Origin of the sequence: Flavobacterium sp. 1, assembly GCF_002797935.1 — a bacterium.
Lineage (GTDB): Bacteria > Bacteroidota > Bacteroidia > Flavobacteriales > Flavobacteriaceae > Flavobacterium.
On sequence record NZ_PGER01000001.1, the window covers coordinates 2,854,007 to 2,876,154 of the forward strand.

Sequence of the window (22,148 nt, forward strand, 5' to 3'; positions counted from 1 at the left end):
TTTATTACAATCCTTAGAAATTAAATCCTAAAAGAGTTACTAAATCTATTTTCTGTTAATATATAAGTAACCTGCTTTTTCATGCATATTTGAAGCGCTATCTTTATATCTAAAAATATAATAGTAAGTCCCAACTGGTAATTCATCGAACTTATTTACTGTCACTCGTCCTTCAGATACTCCTCTAAAAGCACGATCATCATTATTATAGTTTTCTCGCTCGAATACTAAGACTCCCCAGCGATTATAAACCTCCACGGTATTATCTGGATAACATTCCAGTCCTCGGATATAAAATATATCATTATGTCCATCTCCATTTGGAGACAACGCATTAAACACCTCAATAGAACAACCTGGAATTATCACAATAGTTGGTTTGTCACTAAGATTATTTCCATCATCTGATAAATCTTTTACAAGAATACCGGTCGGACTTATTCCTGATACAATTGCCTGATTTGATACACTTCCAAAATTAATATCAGCTTGAGTAATTGCATATGAAGCGACATAAGCCGTACTATTTGTCATTCCTGTTCCTAAAACAGCTATAGAACTTCCCTTCATCACTAATCCCGGTAAACTAGTGTCTGTAACAGTGACATTAGTCAATGGTTCATTTCCTGTATTAGTTACTGTAAAATTATAAGTAATGGTTTCCCCTGCATTTGCATAACCATCTCCATTTTCATCATTGAAGTGGGCTGTTTTCACTAAGCCGATACTAGGCCGCGCCACGAATACGGTTACTTTAGCTATACTACAATTTGAAGAAGGATTTGCTTTTTCACAAATGCTATACGTTAAAGTATAAATCCCTTCTGGAGTGTTTGCTGGAACACTTACTGTTCCTGTAGCAATATCAATTAATGGAACTGATGCTCCTGGTGTTTTTGAAACTGCCGGTGTCACTACTTTTAAATCCACTAATCCGATAACTACTGGCTTACCATTCAAAATATCAAGATTCGTTGGACTGCTGGCTAACACGTTTCCTGCGTTTAGTGTTCCTGCTGTTCCGTTTCCGCCTGATATGATATCGTCTTTAGCTGTGATTGATGGTGCATCATCATTGTCTTGAATGATTCCTATCGCTGTATCGCTGATATTGCCTACTGTTCCAGTAGTTGAAGCAATTTTTACAGTTAAATCCTCATTCAATTCATCTATCAAATCATCGGTTGTTTGCACAGTTGCCGTAGCTTTAGTGCTTCCCGCCAAGAAAGTTACGGTTACTGGTGTAGCGGTATAATCTGAATTTCCTGCTGTTCCGTTTACAAAATTCAACGTAACGGTAATGTTTGTAACCGATGGATTACTCAATTTTACAGGGAAACTCAATATTCCGCCTTCTGCAATTGTTGCATCATCTACTGTTACATCTGGTGCTGTTTCAATAGCTATTAAAACAGAATTTGAAAACACTGGATTACAAACACCATTTTGAACAACAGCTCTGAAATAAGTATTCACGGTAAGATTACCAATTGTACTGCCCAACAAAGTAGTTGATGTAATCGAAATAGCTACAGGATTCATAAATCCAGCATCATTAGATTTTTGCCATTTTACAACAGAACCAAAATTACCGCTTAATAATAAATCTGCTGGAAAAGTACCTGAAGTAATAACTTGATTAGAGGATACTAAACCTCCTACCGGCGGCGGCGTGATCGTTACCGATACCGAAGCTCTCGAACTCTCGCAGCCGTTTACTGTCTGGCTTGCATAATAAGTTCCCGTAGCCAATGTCTCGATTCCTGCATATAAGGTTCCTGCTGTTGACGCTGAATACCATTTGATCCCTGTTCCCGATGCTGAAAGGTCGCTTACTTTTTTGGTCTCAGCCGAGCAGAAAGTCTGTGTCGATGCCGTTGGAACTGCCGGGCTGGCCGTGATGGTTACCGATACCGAAGTTCTTGCGCTCTCACAGCCGTTCACTGTCTGGCTCGCAAAATAAGTTCCTGTTGCCAGCGCCTCAGTTCCTGCATATAAAGTTCCTGCTGTTACCGCAGAATACCATTTAACTGCCGTGCCTGTAGCTGACAGATCGCTTACTTTTTTAGCCTCTGACGAACAGTAGGTCTGCGCCGATGCCGTTGGGACAACTGGGGTTGTATTCACTGTGACAGCAACCGAAGTTCTCCCGCTCTCACAGCCGTTTACTGTCTGGCTGGCAAAATAAGTTCCTGTAGCCAGCGCCTCGGTGCCTGCATATAAGGTTCCCGCTGTTGACGCTGAATACCATTTGATCCCTGTTCCCGATGCCGAAAGGTCGCTTACTTTTTTGGCTTCCGAAGAGCAGTAGGTCTGTGCAGTTGCCGTTGGTGCTGACGGGCTGGCCGTGATGGTTACCGATACCGAAGTTCTCGCGCTCTCACAGCCGTTTACCGTCTGGCTTGCATAATAAGTTCCTGTTGCCAGCGCCTCAGTGCCTGTATATAAAGTTCCTGCTGTTAACGCTGAATACCATTTGATCCCTGTTCCCGATGCCGAAAGGTCGCTTACTTTTTTGGCTTCCGAAGAGCAGTAGGTCTGGGCTGTTGCCGTCGGGGCTGACGGGCTTGCCGTGATGGTTACCGATACCGAAGTTCTTGTACTCTCGCAGCCGTTTACCGTCTGGCTCGCATAATAAGTTCCCGTTGCCAGTGCCTCAGTGCCTGCATATAAGGTTCCCGCTGTTAACGCTGAATACCATTTAACTGCCGTGCCTGTAGCTGACAGATCGCTTACTTTTTTGGCCTCCGAAGAGCAGAAAGTCTGAGCTAAAGCCGTTGGTGCTGACGGACTTGCCGTGATCGTTACCGCCGCCGAAGCTCTCCCGCTCTCACAGCCGTTTACCGTCTGGCTCGCATAATAAGTTCCTGTAGCCAGCGTCTCGGTTCCTGCATATAAGGTTCCTGCTGTTACCGCAGAATACCATTTAACTGCCGTGCCTGTAGCTGACAGATCGCTTACTTTTTTAGCCTCTGACGAACAGTAGGTCTGCGCCGATGCTGTTGGGACAACCGGTGTTGTATTCACTGTGACAGCAACCGAAGTTCTTGCGCTCTCACAGCCGTTTACCGTCTGGCTTGCATAATAGGTTCCCGTAGCCAGCGTCTCGGTTCCTGCATATAAGGTTCCTGCTGTTACCGCTGAATACCATTTAACTGCCGTGCCTGACGCTGACAGATCGCTTACTTTTTTGGCCTCCGAAGAGCAGAAAGTCTGAGCTAAAGCCGTTGGTGCTGACGGACTTGCCGTGATCGTTACCGCTACCGAAGCTCTCCCGCTCTCACAGCCGTTTACCGTCTGGCTCGCATAATAAGTTCCTGTAGCCAGCGTCTCGGTTCCTGCATATAAGGTTCCTGCTGTTGCCGCAGAATACCATTTAACTGCCGTGCCTGTAGCTGACAGATCGCTTACTTTTTTAGCCTCTGACGAACAGTAGGTCTGCGCCGATGCTGTTGGGACAACCGGTGTTGTATTCACTGTGACAGCAACCGAAGTTCTCGAACTCTCACATCCGTTTACCGTCTGGCTCGCATAATAAGTTCCCGTAGCCAGCGTCTCGGTGCCTGCATATAAGGTTCCTGCTGTTAACGCTGAATACCATTTAACTGCCGTGCCTGTAGCAGACAGATCACTTACTTTTTTAGCCTCTGACGAACAGTAGGTCTGTGCCGATGCTGTTGGTGCTGACGGGCTGGCCGTGATCGTTACCGCTGCCGAAGCTCTCGCGCTCTCACATCCGTTTACCGTCTGGCTCGCATAATAAGTTCCCGTAGCCAGCGCCTCAGTGCCTGCATATAAGGTTCCTGCTGTTAACGCTGAATACCATTTAACTGCCGTGCCTGACACGGCTAGATCGCTTACTTTTTTAGCCTCCGAAGAACAGTAGGTCTGTGCCGATGCTGTTGGTGCTGACGGGCTGGCCGTGATCGTTACCGCTGCCGAAGCTCTCGCGCTCTCGCAGCCGTTTACCGTCTGGCTTGCATAATAAGTTCCTGTTGCCAGCGCCTCGGTGCCTGCATATAAGGTTCCTGCTGTTAACGCTGAATACCATTTGATGCCTGTTCCTGTAGCAGACAGATCGCTTACTTTTTTAGCCTCCGACGAACAGTAGGTCTGTGCCGATGCCGTTGGTGCTGACGGGCTTGCCGTGATCGTTACCGCCGCCGAAGCTCTCCCGCTCTCACAGCCGTTTACCGTCTGGCTCGCATAATAAGTTCCCGTAGCCAGCGCCTCAGTGCCTGTATATAAAATTCCTGCTGTTAACGCTGAATACCATTTGATGCCTGTTCCTGTAGCAGACAGATCGCTTACTTTTTTAGCCTCCGACGAACAGTAGGTCTGTGCCGATGCCGTTGGTGCTGACGGGCTTGCCGTGATCGTTACCGCTGCCGAAGTTCTTGCGCTCTCACATCCGTTTACCGTCTGGCTCGCATAATAAGTTCCCGTTGCCAGCGCCTCAGTGCCTGCATATAAGGTTCCTGCTGTTAACGCTGAATACCATTTAACTGCCGTGCCTGACACGGCTAGATCGCTTACTTTTTTAGCCTCCGCCGAGCAGAAAGTCTGAGCTGAAGCCGTTGGTGCTGACGGGCTTGCCGTGATCGTTACCGCTGCCGAAGCTCTCGAACTCTCGCAGCCGTTTACCGTCTGGCTTGCATAATAAGTTCCTGTTGCCAGCGCCTCAGTGCCTGTATATAAAATTCCTGCTGTTAACGCTGAATACCATTTGATGCCTGTTCCTGTAGCAGACAGATCGCTTACTTTTTTAGCCTCCGACGAACAGTAGGTCTGTGCCGATGCCGTTGGTGCTGACGGGCTTGCCGTGATCGTTACCGCTACCGAAGTTCTTGCGCTCTCACATCCGTTTACCGTCTGGCTCGCATAATAAGTTCCCGTTGCCAGCGCCTCAGTGCCTGCATATAAGGTTCCTGCTGTTAACGCTGAATACCATTTAACTGCCGTGCCTGACACGGCTAGATCGCTTACTTTTTTAGCCTCCGCCGAGCAGAAAGTCTGAGCTGAAGCCGTTGGTGCTGACGGGCTTGCCGTGATCGTTACCGCTGCCGAAGCTCTCGAACTCTCGCAGCCGTTTACCGTCTGGCTTGCATAATAAGTTCCTGTTGCCAGCGCCTCGGTTCCTGCATATAAGGTTCCCGCTGTTAACGCTGAATACCATTTGATGCCTGTTCCTGTAGCACCTAAATCGCTTACTTTTTTAGCCTCCGACGAACAGTAGGTCTGTGCCGATGCCGTTGGTGCTGACGGGCTTGCCGTGATCGTTACCGATACCGAAGCTCTCGCGCTCTCACAGCCGTTTACCGTCTGGCTCGCATAATAGATGCCTGTTGCCAATGTCTCGGTGCCTGCATATAAGGTTCCCGCTGTTATCGCTGAATACCATTTAACTGCCGTGCCTGTAGCTGACAGATCGCTTACTTTTTTTCCTTCCGAAGAGCAGAAAGTCTGAGCCGAAGCTGTCGGGGCTGACGGGCTTGCCGTGATCGTTACCGATACCGAAGCTCTCGCGCTCTCACAGCCGTTTGCCGTCTGGCTTGCATAATAAGTTCCTGTTGCCAGGGTCTCGGTGCCTGCATATAAAGTTCCCGCTGTGACAGCAGAATACCATTTAACTGCCGTGCCTGACGCTGACAGATCGCTTACTTTTTTAGCCTCCGAAGAACAGTAGGTCTGCGCCGATGCTGTCGGTGCTGAAGGGCTGGCCGTGATCGTTACCGATACCGAAGTTCTTGCGCTCTCACAGCCGTTCACTGTCTGGCTTGCATAATAAGTTCCTGTAGCCAGCGTCTCGGTGCCTGCATATAAGGTTCCCGCCGTTGCAGCAGAATACCATTTAACTGCCGTGCCTGACGCTGACAGATCGCTTACTTTTTTAGCCTCCGAAGAACAGTAGGTCTGCGCCGATGCTGTCGGTGCTGAAGGGCTGGCCGTGATCGTTACCGATACCGAAGTTCTTGCGCTCTCACAGCCGTTCACTGTCTGGCTTGCATAATAAGTTCCTGTTGCCAGGGTCTCGGTGCCTGCATATAAGGTTCCCGCCGTTGCAGCAGAATACCATTTAACTGCCGTGCCTGCAGCCGACAGATCGCTTACTTTTTTTCCTTCTGAAGAGCAGAAAGTCTGCGCCGATGCTGTCGGTGCTGAAGGGCTGGCCGTGATCGTTACCGATACCGAAGTTCTTGCGCTCTCACAGCCGTTCACTGTCTGGCTTGCATAATAAGTTCCTGTTGCCAGCGTCTCGGTGCCTGCATATAAGGTTCCCGCTGTGACAGCAGAATACCATTTGATGCCTGTTCCCGATGCCGCTAAATCGCTTACTTTTTTTCCTTCTGAAGAGCAGAAAGTTTGAGCCGAAGCTGTTGGCGACGTTGGTGACGGAGTAATCGTTACCGATACCGAAGCTCTCGAACTCTCACAGCCGTTTACCGTCTGGCTCGCATAATAAGTTCCCGTTGCCAATGTCTCGGTGCCTGCATATAAGGTTCCCGCTGTGAGCGCTGAATACCATTTGATCCCTGTTCCTAATGCCGACAGGTCGCTTACTTTTTTAGCTTCCGAAGAGCAGAAAGTCGGAGCCGTTGGTGACGGAGCCGTTGGTGACGGAGTGATCGTTACCGATACCGAAGTTCTTGCGCTCTCACAGCCGTTTGCCGTTTGGCTTGCATAATAAGTTCCTGTAGCCAGCGTCTCGGTGCCTGCATATAAAGTTCCCGCTGTTACCGCAGAATACCATTTAACTGCCGTGCCTGACGCTGACAGATCGCTTACTTTTTTAGCCTCCGAAGAACAGTAGGTCTGCGCCGATGCTGTCGGTGCTGAAGGGCTGGCCGTGATCGTTACCGATACCGAAGCTCTCGAACTCTCACAGCCGTTTGCCGTTTGGCTTGCAAAATAAGTTCCTGTAGCCAGGGTCTCGGTGCCTGCATATAAAGTTCCCGCTGTGACAGCAGAATACCATTTGATCCCTGTTCCCGATGCCGACAGGTCGCTTACTTTTTTAGCCTCCGACGAACAGTAGGTCTGTGCCGATGCTGTTGGGACAACTGGAGTTGTATTCACTGTGACAGCTACCGAAGTTCTTGCGCTCTCACAGCCGTTCACTGTCTGGCTTGCATAATAAGTTCCTGTAGCCAGGGTCTCGGTGCCTGCATATAAAGTTCCCGCTGTGACAGCAGAATACCATTTAACTGCCGTGCCTGACGCTGACAGATCGCTTACTTTTTTAGCCTCCGACGAGCAGTAGGTCTGCGCCGATGCTGTTGGGACAACTGGAGTTGTATTCACTGTGACAGCTACCGAAGTTCTTGCGCTCTCACAGCCGTTCACTGTCTGGCTTGCAAAATAAGTTCCTGTAGCCAGGGTCTCGGTGCCTGCATATAAAGTTCCCGCTGTTACCGCAGAATACCATTTAACTGCCGTGCCTGACGCTGACAGATCGCTTACTTTTTTAGCCTCCGACGAGCAGTAGGTCTGCGCCGATGCTGTCGGTGCTGAAGGGCTTGCCGTGATCGTTACCGATACCGAAGCTCTCGAACTCTCACAGCCGTTTGCCGTTTGGCTTGCAAAATAAGTTCCTGTTGCCAGCGTCTCGGTGCCTGCATATAAAGTTCCCGCTGTGACAGCAGAATACCATTTAACTGCCGTGCCTGACGCTGACAGATCGCTTACTTTTTTAGCCTCCGAAGAACAGTAGGTCTGCGCCGATGCTGTCGGTGCTGAAGGGCTTGCCGTGATCGTTACCGATACCGAAGTTCTTGCGCTCTCACAGCCGTTCACTGTCTGGCTTGCAAAATAAGTTCCTGTAGCCAGCGTCTCGGTGCCTGCATATAAAGTTCCCGCTGTGACAGCAGAATACCATTTAACTGCCGTGCCTGACGCTGACAGATCGCTTACTTTTTTAGCCTCCGACGAGCAGTAGGTCTGCGCCGATGCTGTCGGTGCTGAAGGGCTGGCCGTGATCGTTACCGATACCGAAGTTCTTGCGCTCTCACAGCCGTTCACTGTCTGGCTTGCAAAATAAGTTCCTGTAGCCAGCGTCTCGGTGCCTGCATATAAAGTTCCCGCTGTTACCGCAGAATACCATTTAACTGCCGTGCCTGACGCTGACAGATCGCTTACTTTTTTAGCCTCCGACGAGCAGTAGGTCTGCGCCGATGCTGTCGGTGCTGAAGGGCTGGCCGTGATCGTTACCGATACCGAAGTTCTTGCGCTCTCACAGCCGTTCACTGTCTGGCTTGCATAATAAGTTCCTGTAGCCAGCGTCTCGGTGCCTGCATATAAAGTTCCCGCTGTGACAGCAGAATACCATTTAACTGCCGTGCCTGACGCTGACAGGTCGCTTACTTTTTTAGCCTCCGACGAGCAGTAGGTCTGCGCCGATGCTGTTGGAACTGACGGGCTGGCCGTGATCGTTACCGATACCGAAGTTCTTGCGCTCTCACAGCCGTTTGCCGTTTGGCTTGCATAATAAGTTCCTGTTGCCAGGGTCTCGGTGCCTGCATATAAAGTTCCCGCTGTGACAGCAGAATACCATTTGATCCCTGCTCCCGATGCCGCTAAATCATTTACTTTTTTAGCCTCCGACGAACAGTAGGTCTGTGCCGATGCTGTTGGGACAACTGGAGTTGTATTCACTGTGACAGCTACCGAAGTTCTTGCGCTCTCACAGCCGTTCACTGTCTGGCTTGCATAATAAGTTCCTGTAGCCAGGGTCTCGGTGCCTGCATATAAAGTTCCCGCTGTGACAGCAGAATACCATTTAACTGCCGTGCCTGACGCTGACAGATCGCTTACTTTTTTAGCCTCCGACGAGCAGTAGGTCTGCGCCGATGCTGTTGGGACAACTGGAGTTGTATTCACTGTGACAGCTACCGAAGTTCTTGCGCTCTCACAGCCGTTCACTGTCTGGCTTGCAAAATAAGTTCCTGTAGCCAGGGTCTCGGTGCCTGCATATAAAGTTCCCGCTGTTACCGCAGAATACCATTTAACTGCCGTGCCTGACGCTGACAGATCGCTTACTTTTTTAGCCTCCGACGAGCAGTAGGTCTGCGCCGATGCTGTCGGTGCTGAAGGGCTTGCCGTGATCGTTACCGATACCGAAGCTCTCGAACTCTCACAGCCGTTTGCCGTTTGGCTTGCAAAATAAGTTCCTGTTGCCAGGGTCTCGGTGCCTGCATATAAAGTTCCCGCTGTGACAGCAGAATACCATTTAACTGCCGTGCCTGACGCTGACAGATCGCTTACTTTTTTAGCCTCCGAAGAACAGTAGGTCTGCGCCGATGCTGTCGGTGCTGAAGGGCTTGCCGTGATCGTTACCGATACCGAAGTTCTTGCGCTCTCACAGCCGTTCACTGTCTGGCTTGCAAAATAAGTTCCTGTAGCCAGCGTCTCGGTGCCTGCATATAAAGTTCCCGCTGTTACCGCAGAATACCATTTAACTGCCGTGCCTGACGCTGACAGATCGCTTACTTTTTTAGCCTCCGACGAGCAGTAGGTCTGCGCCGATGCTGTCGGTGCTGAAGGGCTGGCCGTGATCGTTACCGATACCGAAGTTCTTGCGCTCTCACAGCCGTTCACTGTCTGGCTTGCATAATAAGTTCCTGTAGCCAGGGTCTCAGTTCCTGCATATAAAGTTCCCGCTGTGACAGCAGAATACCATTTAACTGCCGTGCCTGACGCTGACAGGTCGCTTACTTTTTTAGCCTCCGACGAGCAGTAGGTCTGCGCCGATGCTGTTGGAACTGACGGGCTGGCCGTGATCGTTACCGATACCGAAGTTCTTGCGCTCTCACAGCCGTTCACTGTCTGGCTTGCATAATAAGTTCCTGTTGCCAGGGTCTCGGTGCCTGCATATAAGGTTCCCGCCGTTGCAGCAGAATACCATTTAACTGCCGTGCCTGCAGCCGACAGATCGCTTACTTTTTTTCCTTCTGAAGAGCAGAAAGTCTGCGCCGATGCTGTCGGTGCTGAAGGGCTGGCCGTGATCGTTACCGATACCGAAGTTCTTGCGCTCTCACAGCCGTTCACTGTCTGGCTTGCATAATAAGTTCCTGTTGCCAGCGTCTCGGTGCCTGCATATAAGGTTCCCGCTGTGACAGCAGAATACCATTTGATGCCTGTTCCCGATGCCGCTAAATCGCTTACTTTTTTTCCTTCTGAAGAGCAGAAAGTTTGAGCCGAAGCTGTTGGCGACGTTGGTGACGGAGTAATCGTTACCGATACCGAAGCTCTCGAACTCTCACAGCCGTTTACCGTCTGGCTCGCATAATAAGTTCCCGTTGCCAATGTCTCGGTGCCTGCATATAAGGTTCCCGCTGTGAGCGCTGAATACCATTTGATCCCTGTTCCTAATGCCGACAGGTCGCTTACTTTTTTAGCTTCCGAAGAGCAGAAAGTCGGAGCCGTTGGTGACGGAGCCGTTGGTGACGGAGTGATCGTTACCGATACCGAAGTTCTTGCGCTCTCACAGCCGTTTGCCGTTTGGCTTGCATAATAAGTTCCTGTAGCCAGCGTCTCGGTGCCTGCATATAAGGTTCCCGCTGTTACCGCAGAATACCATTTAACTGCCGTGCCTGACGCTGACAGATCGCTTACTTTTTTAGCCTCCGAAGAACAGTAGGTCTGCGCCGATGCTGTCGGTGCTGAAGGGCTGGCCGTGATCGTTACCGATACCGAAGCTCTCGAACTCTCACAGCCGTTTGCCGTTTGGCTTGCAAAATAAGTTCCTGTAGCCAGGGTCTCGGTGCCTGCATATAAAGTTCCCGCTGTGACAGCAGAATACCATTTGATCCCTGTTCCCGATGCCGACAGGTCGCTTACTTTTTTAGCCTCCGACGAACAGTAGGTCTGTGCCGATGCTGTTGGGACAACTGGAGTTGTATTCACTGTGACAGCTACCGAAGTTCTTGCGCTCTCACAGCCGTTCACTGTCTGGCTTGCATAATAAGTTCCTGTAGCCAGGGTCTCGGTGCCTGCATATAAAGTTCCCGCTGTGACAGCAGAATACCATTTAACTGCCGTGCCTGACGCTGACAGATCGCTTACTTTTTTAGCCTCCGACGAGCAGTAGGTCTGCGCCGATGCTGTTGGGACAACTGGAGTTGTATTCACTGTGACAGCTACCGAAGTTCTTGCGCTCTCACAGCCGTTCACTGTCTGGCTTGCAAAATAAGTTCCTGTAGCCAGGGTCTCGGTGCCTGCATATAAAGTTCCCGCTGTTACCGCAGAATACCATTTAACTGCCGTGCCTGACGCTGACAGATCGCTTACTTTTTTAGCCTCCGACGAGCAGTAGGTCTGCGCCGATGCTGTCGGTGCTGAAGGGCTTGCCGTGATCGTTACCGATACCGAAGCTCTCGAACTCTCACAGCCGTTTGCCGTTTGGCTTGCAAAATAAGTTCCTGTTGCCAGCGTCTCGGTGCCTGCATATAAAGTTCCCGCTGTGACAGCAGAATACCATTTAACTGCCGTGCCTGACGCTGACAGATCGCTTACTTTTTTAGCCTCCGAAGAACAGTAGGTCTGCGCCGATGCTGTCGGTGCTGAAGGGCTTGCCGTGATCGTTACCGATACCGAAGTTCTTGCGCTCTCACAGCCGTTCACTGTCTGGCTTGCAAAATAAGTTCCTGTAGCCAGCGTCTCGGTGCCTGCATATAAAGTTCCCGCTGTTACCGCAGAATACCATTTAACTGCCGTGCCTGACGCTGACAGATCGCTTACTTTTTTAGCCTCCGAAGAACAGTAGGTCTGCGCCGATGCTGTCGGTGCTGAAGGGCTGGCCGTGATCGTTACCGATACCGAAGTTCTTGCGCTCTCACAGCCGTTCACTGTCTGGCTCGCAAAATAAGTTCCTGTTGCCAGCGCCTCAGTGCCTGCATATAAAGTTCCTGCTGTGAACGCAGAATACCATTTAACTGCCGTGCCTGTAGCAGACAGATCACTTACTTTTTTAGCCTCTGACGAACAGTAGGTCTGCGCAGTTGCTGTTGGGACAACCGGGGTTGTATTCACTGTGACAGCAACCGAAGTTCTCGCGCTCTCACAGCCGTTTACCGTCTGGCTCGCATAATAAGTTCCTGTTGCCAGCGCCTCGGTTCCTGCATATAAAGTTCCCGCTGTTACCGCAGAATACCATTTAACTGCCGTGCCTGTAGCAGACAGATCACTTACTTTTTTAGCCTCTGACGAACAGTAGGTCTGCGCAGTTGCTGTTGGGACAACCGGGGTTGTATTCACTGTGACAGCAACCGAAGTTCTCGCGCTCTCACAGCCGTTTACCGTCTGGCTCGCATAATAAGTTCCTGTTGCCAGCGCCTCAGTTCCTGCATATAAAGTTCCCGCTGTTACCGCAGAATACCATTTAACTGCCGTGCCTGTAGCTGACAGATCGCTTACTTTTTTAGCCTCTGACGAACAGAATACCTGCGCCGATGCCGTTGGTGCTGACGGGCTAGCCGTGATCGTTACCGATACCGAAGTTCTCGCGCTCTCACAGCCGTTCACTGTCTGGCTCGCATAATAGATGCCTGTTGCCAGGGTCTCAGTTCCTGCGTATAAAGTTCCTGCTGTTACCGCAGAATACCATTTAACTGCCGTGCCTGTAGCTGACAGATCGCTTACTTTTTTAGCCTCTGACGAACAGTAGGTCTGCGCCGATGCCGTTGGGACAACTGGGGTTGTATTCACTGTGACAGCAACCGAAGTTCTCCCGCTCTCACAGCCGTTTACTGTCTGGCTGGCAAAATAAGTTCCTGTAGCCAGCGCCTCGGTGCCTGCATATAAGGTTCCCGCTGTTGACGCTGAATACCATTTAACTGCCGTGCCTGTAGCTGACAGATCGCTTACTTTTTTGGCCTCCGAAGAGCAGAAAGTCTGAGCTAAAGCCGTTGGTGCTGACGGACTTGCCGTGATCGTTACCGCCGCCGAAGCTCTCCCGCTCTCACAGCCGTTTACCGTCTGGCTCGCATAATAAGTTCCTGTAGCCAGCGTCTCGGTTCCTGCATATAAGGTTCCTGCTGTTACCGCAGAATACCATTTAACTGCCGTGCCTGTAGCTGACAGATCGCTTACTTTTTTAGCCTCTGACGAACAGTAGGTCTGCGCCGATGCTGTTGGGACAACCGGTGTTGTATTCACTGTGACAGCAACCGAAGTTCTTGCGCTCTCGCAGCCGTTTACCGTCTGGCTTGCATAATAGGTTCCCGTAGCCAGCGTCTCGGTTCCTGCATATAAGGTTCCTGCTGTTAACGCTGAATACCATTTAACTGCCGTGCCTGACGCTGACAGATCGCTTACTTTTTTAGCCTCCGAAGAACAGTAGGTCTGTGCCGATGCTGTTGGTGCTGACGGGCTGGCCGTGATCGTTACCGCTGCCGAAGCTCTCGAACTCTCGCAGCCGTTTACCGTCTGGCTTGCATAATAAGTTCCTGTTGCCAGCGCCTCAGTGCCTGTATATAAAATTCCTGCTGTTAACGCTGAATACCATTTGATGCCTGTTCCTGTAGCAGACAGATCGCTTACTTTTTTAGCCTCCGACGAACAGTAGGTCTGTGCCGATGCCGTTGGTGCTGACGGGCTTGCCGTGATCGTTACCGATACCGAAGCTCTCGAACTCTCGCAGCCGTTTACCGTCTGGCTTGCATAATAAGTTCCTGTTGCCAGCGCCTCAGTGCCTGTATATAAAATTCCTGCTGTTAACGCTGAATACCATTTGATGCCTGTTCCTGTAGCACCTAAATCGCTTACTTTTTTAGCCTCCGACGAACAGTAGGTCTGTGCCGATGCCGTTGGTGCTGACGGGGTTGTATTCACTGTGACAGCAACCGAAGCTCTCGAACTCTCGCAGCCGTTTACCGTCTGGCTCGCATAATAAGTTCCCGTAGCCAGCGTCTCGGTGCCTGCATATAAGGTTCCTGCTGTTAACGCTGAATACCATTTGATGCCTGTTCCTGTAGCAGACAGATCGCTTACTTTTTTAGCCTCCGACGAACAGTAGGTCTGTGCCGATGCCGTTGGTGCTGACGGGCTTGCCGTGATCGTTACCGCTACCGAAGTTCTTGCGCTCTCACATCCGTTTACCGTCTGGCTCGCATAATAAGTTCCCGTTGCCAGCGCCTCAGTGCCTGCATATAAGGTTCCTGCTGTTAACGCTGAATACCATTTAACTGCCGTGCCTGACACGGCTAGATCGCTTACTTTTTTAGCCTCCGCCGAGCAGAAAGTCTGAGCTGAAGCCGTTGGTGCTGACGGGCTTGCCGTGATCGTTACCGCTGCCGAAGCTCTCGAACTCTCGCAGCCGTTTACCGTCTGGCTTGCATAATAAGTTCCTGTTGCCAGCGCCTCGGTTCCTGCATATAAGGTTCCCGCTGTTAACGCTGAATACCATTTGATGCCTGTTCCTGTAGCACCTAAATCGCTTACTTTTTTAGCCTCCGACGAACAGTAGGTCTGTGCCGATGCCGTTGGTGCTGACGGGCTTGCCGTGATCGTTACCGCTGCCGAAGCTCTCGCGCTCTCACAGCCGTTCACTGTCTGGCTGGCATAATAAGTTCCTGTAGCCAATGTCTCGGTGCCTGTATATAAAGTTCCTGCCGTTGCCGCTGAATACCATTTAACTGCCGTGCCTGTAGCAGACAGATCGCTTACTTTTTTGGCCTCCGAAGAGCAGTAGGTCTGTGCCGAAGCTGTCGGTGCTGACGGGGTTGTATTCACTGTGACAGCAACCGAAGCTCTCGAACTCTCACATCCGTTTACCGTCTGGCTCGCATAATAAGTTCCCGTAGCCAGCGTCTCGGTGCCTGTATATAAGGTTCCTGCTGTTAACGCAGAATACCATTTAACTGCCGTGCCTGACGCTGACAGATCGCTTACTTTTTTAGCCTCCGAAGAACAGTAGATCTGTGCCGATGCTGTTGGTGCTGACGGGCTGGCCGTGATCGTTACCGCTGCCGAAGCTCTCGCGCTCTCACAGCCGTTTACCGTCTGGCTGGCATAATAAGTTCCCGTTGCCAGCGCCTCAGTGCCTGCATATAAGGTTCCTGCTGTTAACGCTGAATACCATTTAACTGCCGTGCCTGACACGGCTAGATCGCTTACTTTTTTAGCCTCCGCCGAGCAGAAAGTCTGAGCTGAAGCCGTTGGTGCTGACGGGCTTGCCGTGATCGTTACCGCTGCCGAAGCTCTCGAACTCTCGCAGCCGTTTACTGTCTGGCTTGCATAATAAGTTCCCGTAGCCAATGTCTCGATTCCTGCATATAAGGTTCCTGCTGTTGACGCTGAATACCATTTGATCCCTGTTCCCGATGCTGAAAGGTCGCTTACTTTTTTGGTCTCAGCCGAGCAGAAAGTCTGTGTCGATGCCGTTGGAACTGCCGGGCTGGCCGTGATGGTTACCGATACCGAAGTTCTTGCGCTCTCACAGCCGTTCACTGTCTGGCTCGCAAAATAAGTTCCTGTTGCCAGCGCCTCAGTGCCTGCATATAAAGTTCCTGCTGTGAACGCAGAATACCATTTAACTGCCGTGCCTGTAGCAGACAGATCACTTACTTTTTTAGCCTCTGACGAACAGTAGGTCTGCGCAGTTGCTGTTGGGACAACCGGGGTTGTATTCACTGTGACAGCAACCGAAGTTCTCGCGCTCTCACAGCCGTTTACCGTCTGGCTCGCATAATAAGTTCCTGTTGCCAGCGCCTCGGTTCCTGCATATAAAGTTCCCGCTGTTACCGCAGAATACCATTTAACTGCCGTGCCTGTAGCTGACAGATCGCTTACTTTTTTAGCCTCTGACGAACAGAATACCTGCGCCGATGCCGTTGGTGCTGACGGGCTAGCCGTGATCGTTACCGATACCGAAGTTCTCGCGCTCTCACAGCCGTTCACTGTCTGGCTCGCATAATAGATGCCTGTTGCCAGGGTCTCAGTTCCTGCATATAAAGTTCCTGCTGTTACCGCAGAATACCATTTAACTGCCGTGCCTGTAGCTGACAGATCGCTTACTTTTTTAGCCTCTGACGAACAGTAGGTCTGCGCCGATGCCGTTGGGACAACTGGGGTTGTATTCACTGTGACAGCAACCGAAGTTCTCCCGCTCTCACAGCCGTTTACTGTCTGGCTGGCAAAATAAGTTCCTGTAGCCAGCGCCTCGGTGCCTGCATATAAGGTTCCCGCTGTTGACGCTGAATACCATTTAACTGCCGTGCCTGTAGCTGACAGATCGCTTACTTTTTTGGCCTCCGAAGAGCAGAAAGTCTGAGCTAAAGCCGTTGGTGCTGACGGACTTGCCGTGATCGTTACCGCCGCCGAAGCTCTCCCGCTCTCACAGCCGTTTACCGTCTGGCTCGCATAATAAGTTCCTGTAGCCAGCGTCTCGGTTCCTGCATATAAGGTTCCTGCTGTTACCGCAGAATACCATTTAACTGCCGTGCCTGTAGCTGACAGATCGCTTACTTTTTTAGCCTCTGACGAACAGTAGGTCTGCGCCGATGCTGTTGGGACAACCGGTGTTGTATTCACTGTGACAGCAACCGAAGTTCTTGCGCTCTCGCAGCCGTTTACCGTCTGGCTTGCATAATAGGTTCCCGTAGCCAGCGTCTCGGTTCCTGCATATAAGGTTCCTGCTGTTAACGCTGAATACCATTTAACTGCCGTGCCTGACGCTGACAGATCGCTTACTTTTTTAGCCTCCGAAGAACAGTAGGTCTGTGCCGATGCTGTTGGTGCTGACGGGCTGGCCGTGATCGTTACCGCTGCCGAAGCTCTCGAACTCTCGCAGCCGTTTACCGTCTGGCTTGCATAATAAGTTCCTGTTGCCAGCGCCTCAGTGCCTGTATATAAAATTCCTGCTGTTAACGCTGAATACCATTTGATGCCTGTTCCTGTAGCAGACAGATCGCTTACTTTTTTAGCCTCCGACGAACAGTAGGTCTGTGCCGATGCCGTTGGTGCTGACGGGCTTGCCGTGATCGTTACCGATACCGAAGCTCTCGAACTCTCGCAGCCGTTTACCGTCTGGCTTGCATAATAAGTTCCTGTTGCCAGCGCCTCAGTGCCTGTATATAAAATTCCTGCTGTTAACGCTGAATACCATTTGATGCCTGTTCCTGTAGCACCTAAATCGCTTACTTTTTTAGCCTCCGACGAACAGTAGGTCTGTGCCGATGCCGTTGGTGCTGACGGGGTTGTATTCACTGTGACAGCAACCGAAGCTCTCGAACTCTCGCAGCCGTTTACCGTCTGGCTCGCATAATAAGTTCCCGTAGCCAGCGTCTCGGTGCCTGCATATAAGGTTCCTGCTGTTAACGCTGAATACCATTTAACTGCCGTGCCTGACGCTGACAGATCGCTTACTTTTTTAGCCTCCGAAGAACAGTAGGTCTGTGCCGATGCTGTTGGTGCTGACGGGCTGGCCGTGATCGTTACCGCTGCCGAAGCTCTCGCGCTCTCACATCCGTTTACCGTCTGGCTCGCATAATAAGTTCCCGTTGCCAGCGCCTCAGTGCCTGCATATAAGGTTCCTGCTGTTAACGCTGAATACCATTTAACTGCCGTGCCTGACACGGCTAGATCGCTTACTTTTTTGGCCTCCGAAGAGCAGAAAGTCTGAGCTGAAGCCGTTGGTGCTGACGGGCTTGCCGTGATCGTTACCGATACCGAAGCTCTCGAACTCTCGCAGCCGTTTACCGTCTGGCTTGCATAATAAGTTCCTGTTGCCAGCGCCTCGGTGCCTGCATATAAGGTTCCTGCTGTTAACGCTGAATACCATTTGATGCCTGTTCCTGTAGCAGACAGATCGCTTACTTTTTTAGCCTCCGACGAACAGTAGGTCTGTGCCGATGCCGTTGGTGCTGACGGGCTTGCCGTGATCGTTACCGCCGCCGAAGCTCTCCCGCTCTCACAGCCGTTTACCGTCTGGCTCGCATAATAAGTTCCCGTTGCCAGCGCCTCAGTGCCTGCATATAAGGTTCCTGCTGTTAACGCTGAATACCATTTAACTGCCGTGCCTGACACGGCTAGATCGCTTACTTTTTTAGCCTCCGCCGAGCAGAAAGTCTGAGCTGAAGCCGTTGGTGCTGACGGGCTTGCCGTGATCGTTACCGATACCGAAGCTCTCGAACTCTCGCAGCCGTTTACCGTCTGGCTTGCATAATAAGTTCCTGTTGCCAGCGCCTCGGTTCCTGCATATAAGGTTCCCGCTGTTAACGCTGAATACCATTTGATGCCTGTTCCTGTAGCACCTAAATCGCTTACTTTTTTGGCCTCCGAAGAGCAGAAAGTCTGAGCTAAAGCCGTTGGTGCTGACGGACTTGCCGTGATCGTTACCGCTACCGAAGCTCTCCCGCTCTCACAGCCGTTTACCGTCTGGCTCGCATAATAAGTTCCTGTAGCCAGCGTCTCGGTGCCTGCATATAAGGTTCCCGCTGTTAACGCTGAATACCATTTAACTGCCGTGCCTGTAGCAGACAGATCGCTTACTTTTTTAGCCTCCGACGAACAGTAGGTCTGTGCCGATGCCGTTGGTGCTGACGGGCTTGCCGTGATCGTTACCGCCGCCGAAGCTCTCCCGCTCTCACAGCCGTTTACCGTCTGGCTCGCATAATAAGTTCCCGTAGCCAGCGCCTCAGTGCCTGTATATAAAATTCCTGCTGTTAACGCTGAATACCATTTAACTGCCGTGCCTGACGCTGACAGATCGCTTACTTTTTTAGCCTCCGACGAACAGTAGGTCTGTGCCGATGCTGTTGGTGCTGACGGGCTGGCCGTGATCGTTACCGCTGCCGAAGTTCTTGCGCTCTCACATCCGTTTACCGTCTGGCTCGCATAATAAGTTCCTGTAGCCAATGTCTCGGTGCCTGCATATAAGGTTCCTGCTGTTGCCGCTGAATACCATTTAACTGCCGTGCCTGACACGGCTAGATCGCTTACTTTTTTAGCCTCCGCCGAGCAGAAAGTCTGAGCTGAAGCCGTTGGTGCTGACGGGCTTGCCGTGATCGTTACCGATACCGAAGCTCTCGAACTCTCGCAGCCGTTTACCGTCTGGCTTGCATAATAAGTTCCTGTTGCCAGCGCCTCAGTGCCTGCATATAAGGTTCCCGCTGTTAACGCTGAATACCATTTAACTGCCGTGCCTGTAGCTGACAGATCGCTTACTTTTTTGGCCTCCGAAGAGCAGTAGGTCTGTGCCGATGCTGTTGGTGCTGACGGGCTGGCCGTGATCGTTACCGCTGCCGAAGCTCTCGAACTCTCGCAGCCGTTTACCGTCTGGCTCGCATAATAAGTTCCTGTAGCCAGCGTCTCGGTTCCTGCATATAAGGTTCCTGCTGTTACCGCAGAATACCATTTAACTGCCGTGCCTGTAGCTGACAGATCGCTTACTTTTTTAGCCTCTGACGAACAGTAGGTCTGCGCCGATGCTGTTGGGACAACCGGTGTTGTATTCACTGTGACAGCAACCGAAGTTCTTGCGCTCTCGCAGCCGTTTACCGTCTGGCTTGCATAATAGGTTCCCGTAGCCAGCGTCTCGGTTCCTGCATATAAGGTTCCTGCTGTTACCGCTGAATACCATTTAACTGCCGTGCCTGACGCTGACAGATCGCTTACTTTTTTGGCCTCCGAAGAGCAGAAAGTCTGAGCTAAAGCCGTTGGTGCTGACGGGGTTGTATTCACTGTGACAGCAACCGAAGCTCTCGAACTCTCACATCCGTTTACCGTCTGGCTCGCATAATAAGTTCCCGTAGCCAGCGTCTCGGTGCCTGCATATAAGGTTCCTGCTGTTAACGCTGAATACCATTTGATCCCTGTTCCCGATGCTGAAAGGTCGCTTACTTTTTTGGCCTCAGCCGAGCAGAAAGTCTGTGCCGATGCTGTTGGTGTAGCAGCATTGACCGTTACGGCAACCGAAGTTCTTGCGCTCTCACAGCCGTTTACCGTCTGGCTTGCAAAATAAGTTCCTGTAGCCAGTGTCTCGGTTCCGGTATATAAAGTTCCCGATGTTACCGCAGAATACCATTTGATTGCTGTTCCTGCGCTAACCGTTAAGTCGCTTACTTTTTTACCATCTGCCAAACAGAATGTTTGAGCAGTTGCTGTTGGTACTGTTGGTGTAGCAGTTACAGCAACAGTTACACTTTCGGTAAATTCACACCCACTTCCAGTAGTAATTTTTAAAGAATATATACCTGCATTAACAACTTGAGCATTTGGAATGATTGGAGATTGTAAAGACGACGTAAATCCATTTGGACCAGTCCAAGCATATGTAGATGCTCCATTAACACCACTTAACGACACTGTACTACCTTGACAAACTGGAGTTGTTACTAATGAAATAACTGACTGCGTGACATCAACCCAGTGATCCTCAACCTCACCATCAATTGCAAGTCCAGTTGAAGTAAGTGACAAATCAGTAGATAATCTTATACGAGCATAAAAATTTGTTCCATTATTTAAACCCTTAATCGATGATAATGGAACTACTACATTACCATTAGTTCCTATAGGCACAGTTGAAGTTGCTAACTCATTGGTGTCAAATACACCATTCCTATTTGCATCAATCCATACATACAATTTAGCAGCAACGGTAGTTGTATTTTTAACATTAATTGTTGCTGAACAAGTTGACCAAGTAAAATTCATACTAGCATCTTCATCATCACTACCACCAAGATCATCACCATTTGGGGCTGTTCCTATAGCGGCATTATAACCTGCACCCTCTGTATCTACATCAGTACCAATTAATAATAACGGGTCTACTAATGTAGCTCTGTCCGTATCTAAAACATTGGTTGTTGTGCTTAAATCTTTATTTCCGGCCGCAAAATTTCCACCTGTAAAGGCTGAATTAACAATATGGTAGGCTGAACCATAAGAAACTGGTGCGTCAGAAAAATCTAATTCTTCAAAAATACCAATTGCAACACTCTGTCCGCCACCGCTAGCGGCTAATTCTACATCAATATAAGGTACATCTTCCGCAAATAAAAGTGCATCACCTTTACTATCACCACTGCCAGGATTAGTTGCTTTAATAGTTCTTCCCGAATTAGATACAATTAATCTAGTAATCATATTTGTCCAAGTATCATTTTTAATAAACTTGTCCAAATAACGTAACACTGGTGAAGCAATCGGCACTGACAATTGATAATACTCAGTAGGACCTGACATACTTTCGGCACCCGCAATAGCTAATCCAGCGGCATTAATTATAGCACCTGATGGCAATGTTGCAGTAACTGTAATTCTAAAATTCACCTTGTTACCAGATCCTGCTCCTCCAATTATCTTATTTGAGAGACCAATCATTTTTGTACCATTAGAACTAAAACCACCATAACCAAATGGCATATTGTTTCCACCAAAACTATCAATATATGCACTTGAAAAAGTACCCGGTGTAATTGTTTGAACAATATTAGATATAGTAGCCCTATATACTATTCCAGAAGGGCTTGTAAAAGTTCTTACAATACCATTTGTAATAAGATCCTTTTGCAATGAATCAGAATTTAAATCCCAATTAATCCAAAAAATTTTTTCTTTATACAAACCTGTTCCTGTCGTGGCCCTTGAAGCCGATTGCGCTAATCCCGAGGTCTGTATTATAAATAACGTAAGAAACAATAAGTACTTAGTAGGGAAGTATCTTTTTCTCATAAATTAATCTTTTTGATTCATTTAGCTGTTACACCAATTCAATAATTTGATATTATACCATTTAGAAATATAAAATAATCCAATTTTTTATCTCCCTCTGCTTTGGAGAGGGTTGGGGCGATAAAAAACAAAAAAACTATTTTATATTTCTAAATGATATTATATACCTTGTATTGATTTTAACAACAAACGATTTTGAGCGAAAATAACAGTAATATTTTTCTAAAGATTACGGACTTTTTTGATAAAAATTACGGACTTATATCTAGGACATATAAGTTGCCTCTAATAATTCAATCGAAATAAAAAATATAATCTCCTAATATGTAATTCTCAGAATGACAAACTCATCTAAACAATTATTTAGAGGTTAATCCCTGCCAAGCCGGGCAAAAAAACAGACCTATAGCACAATGAGTAGGAAATTACAAATCAACCAATGTTCATACATAGTTCATTTTTATCAAACTAAA

The 22,148-nt window shown here is 49.5% G+C and carries 1 protein-coding gene; it reads right to left on the reverse strand.

What is annotated here, in order from left to right; all coding sequences use genetic code 11:
- Positions 1 to 45 precede the first annotated feature (45 nt).
- On the reverse strand, positions 46 to 21,675 hold the full coding sequence (locus tag CLU83_RS11520) for a gliding motility-associated C-terminal domain-containing protein (protein WP_157802082.1): 21,630 nt from the start codon (positions 21,673 to 21,675) through the stop codon (positions 46 to 48).
- Between the last annotated feature and the right edge of the window lie 473 nt (positions 21,676 to 22,148).

What these genes read in the sequence shown, in the direction of transcription:
- CLU83_RS11520 (WP_157802082.1), bottom strand. Translation starts at nt 21,675, where the DNA reads ATGAGAAAAAGATACTTCCCTACTAAGTACTTATTGTTTCTTACGTTA.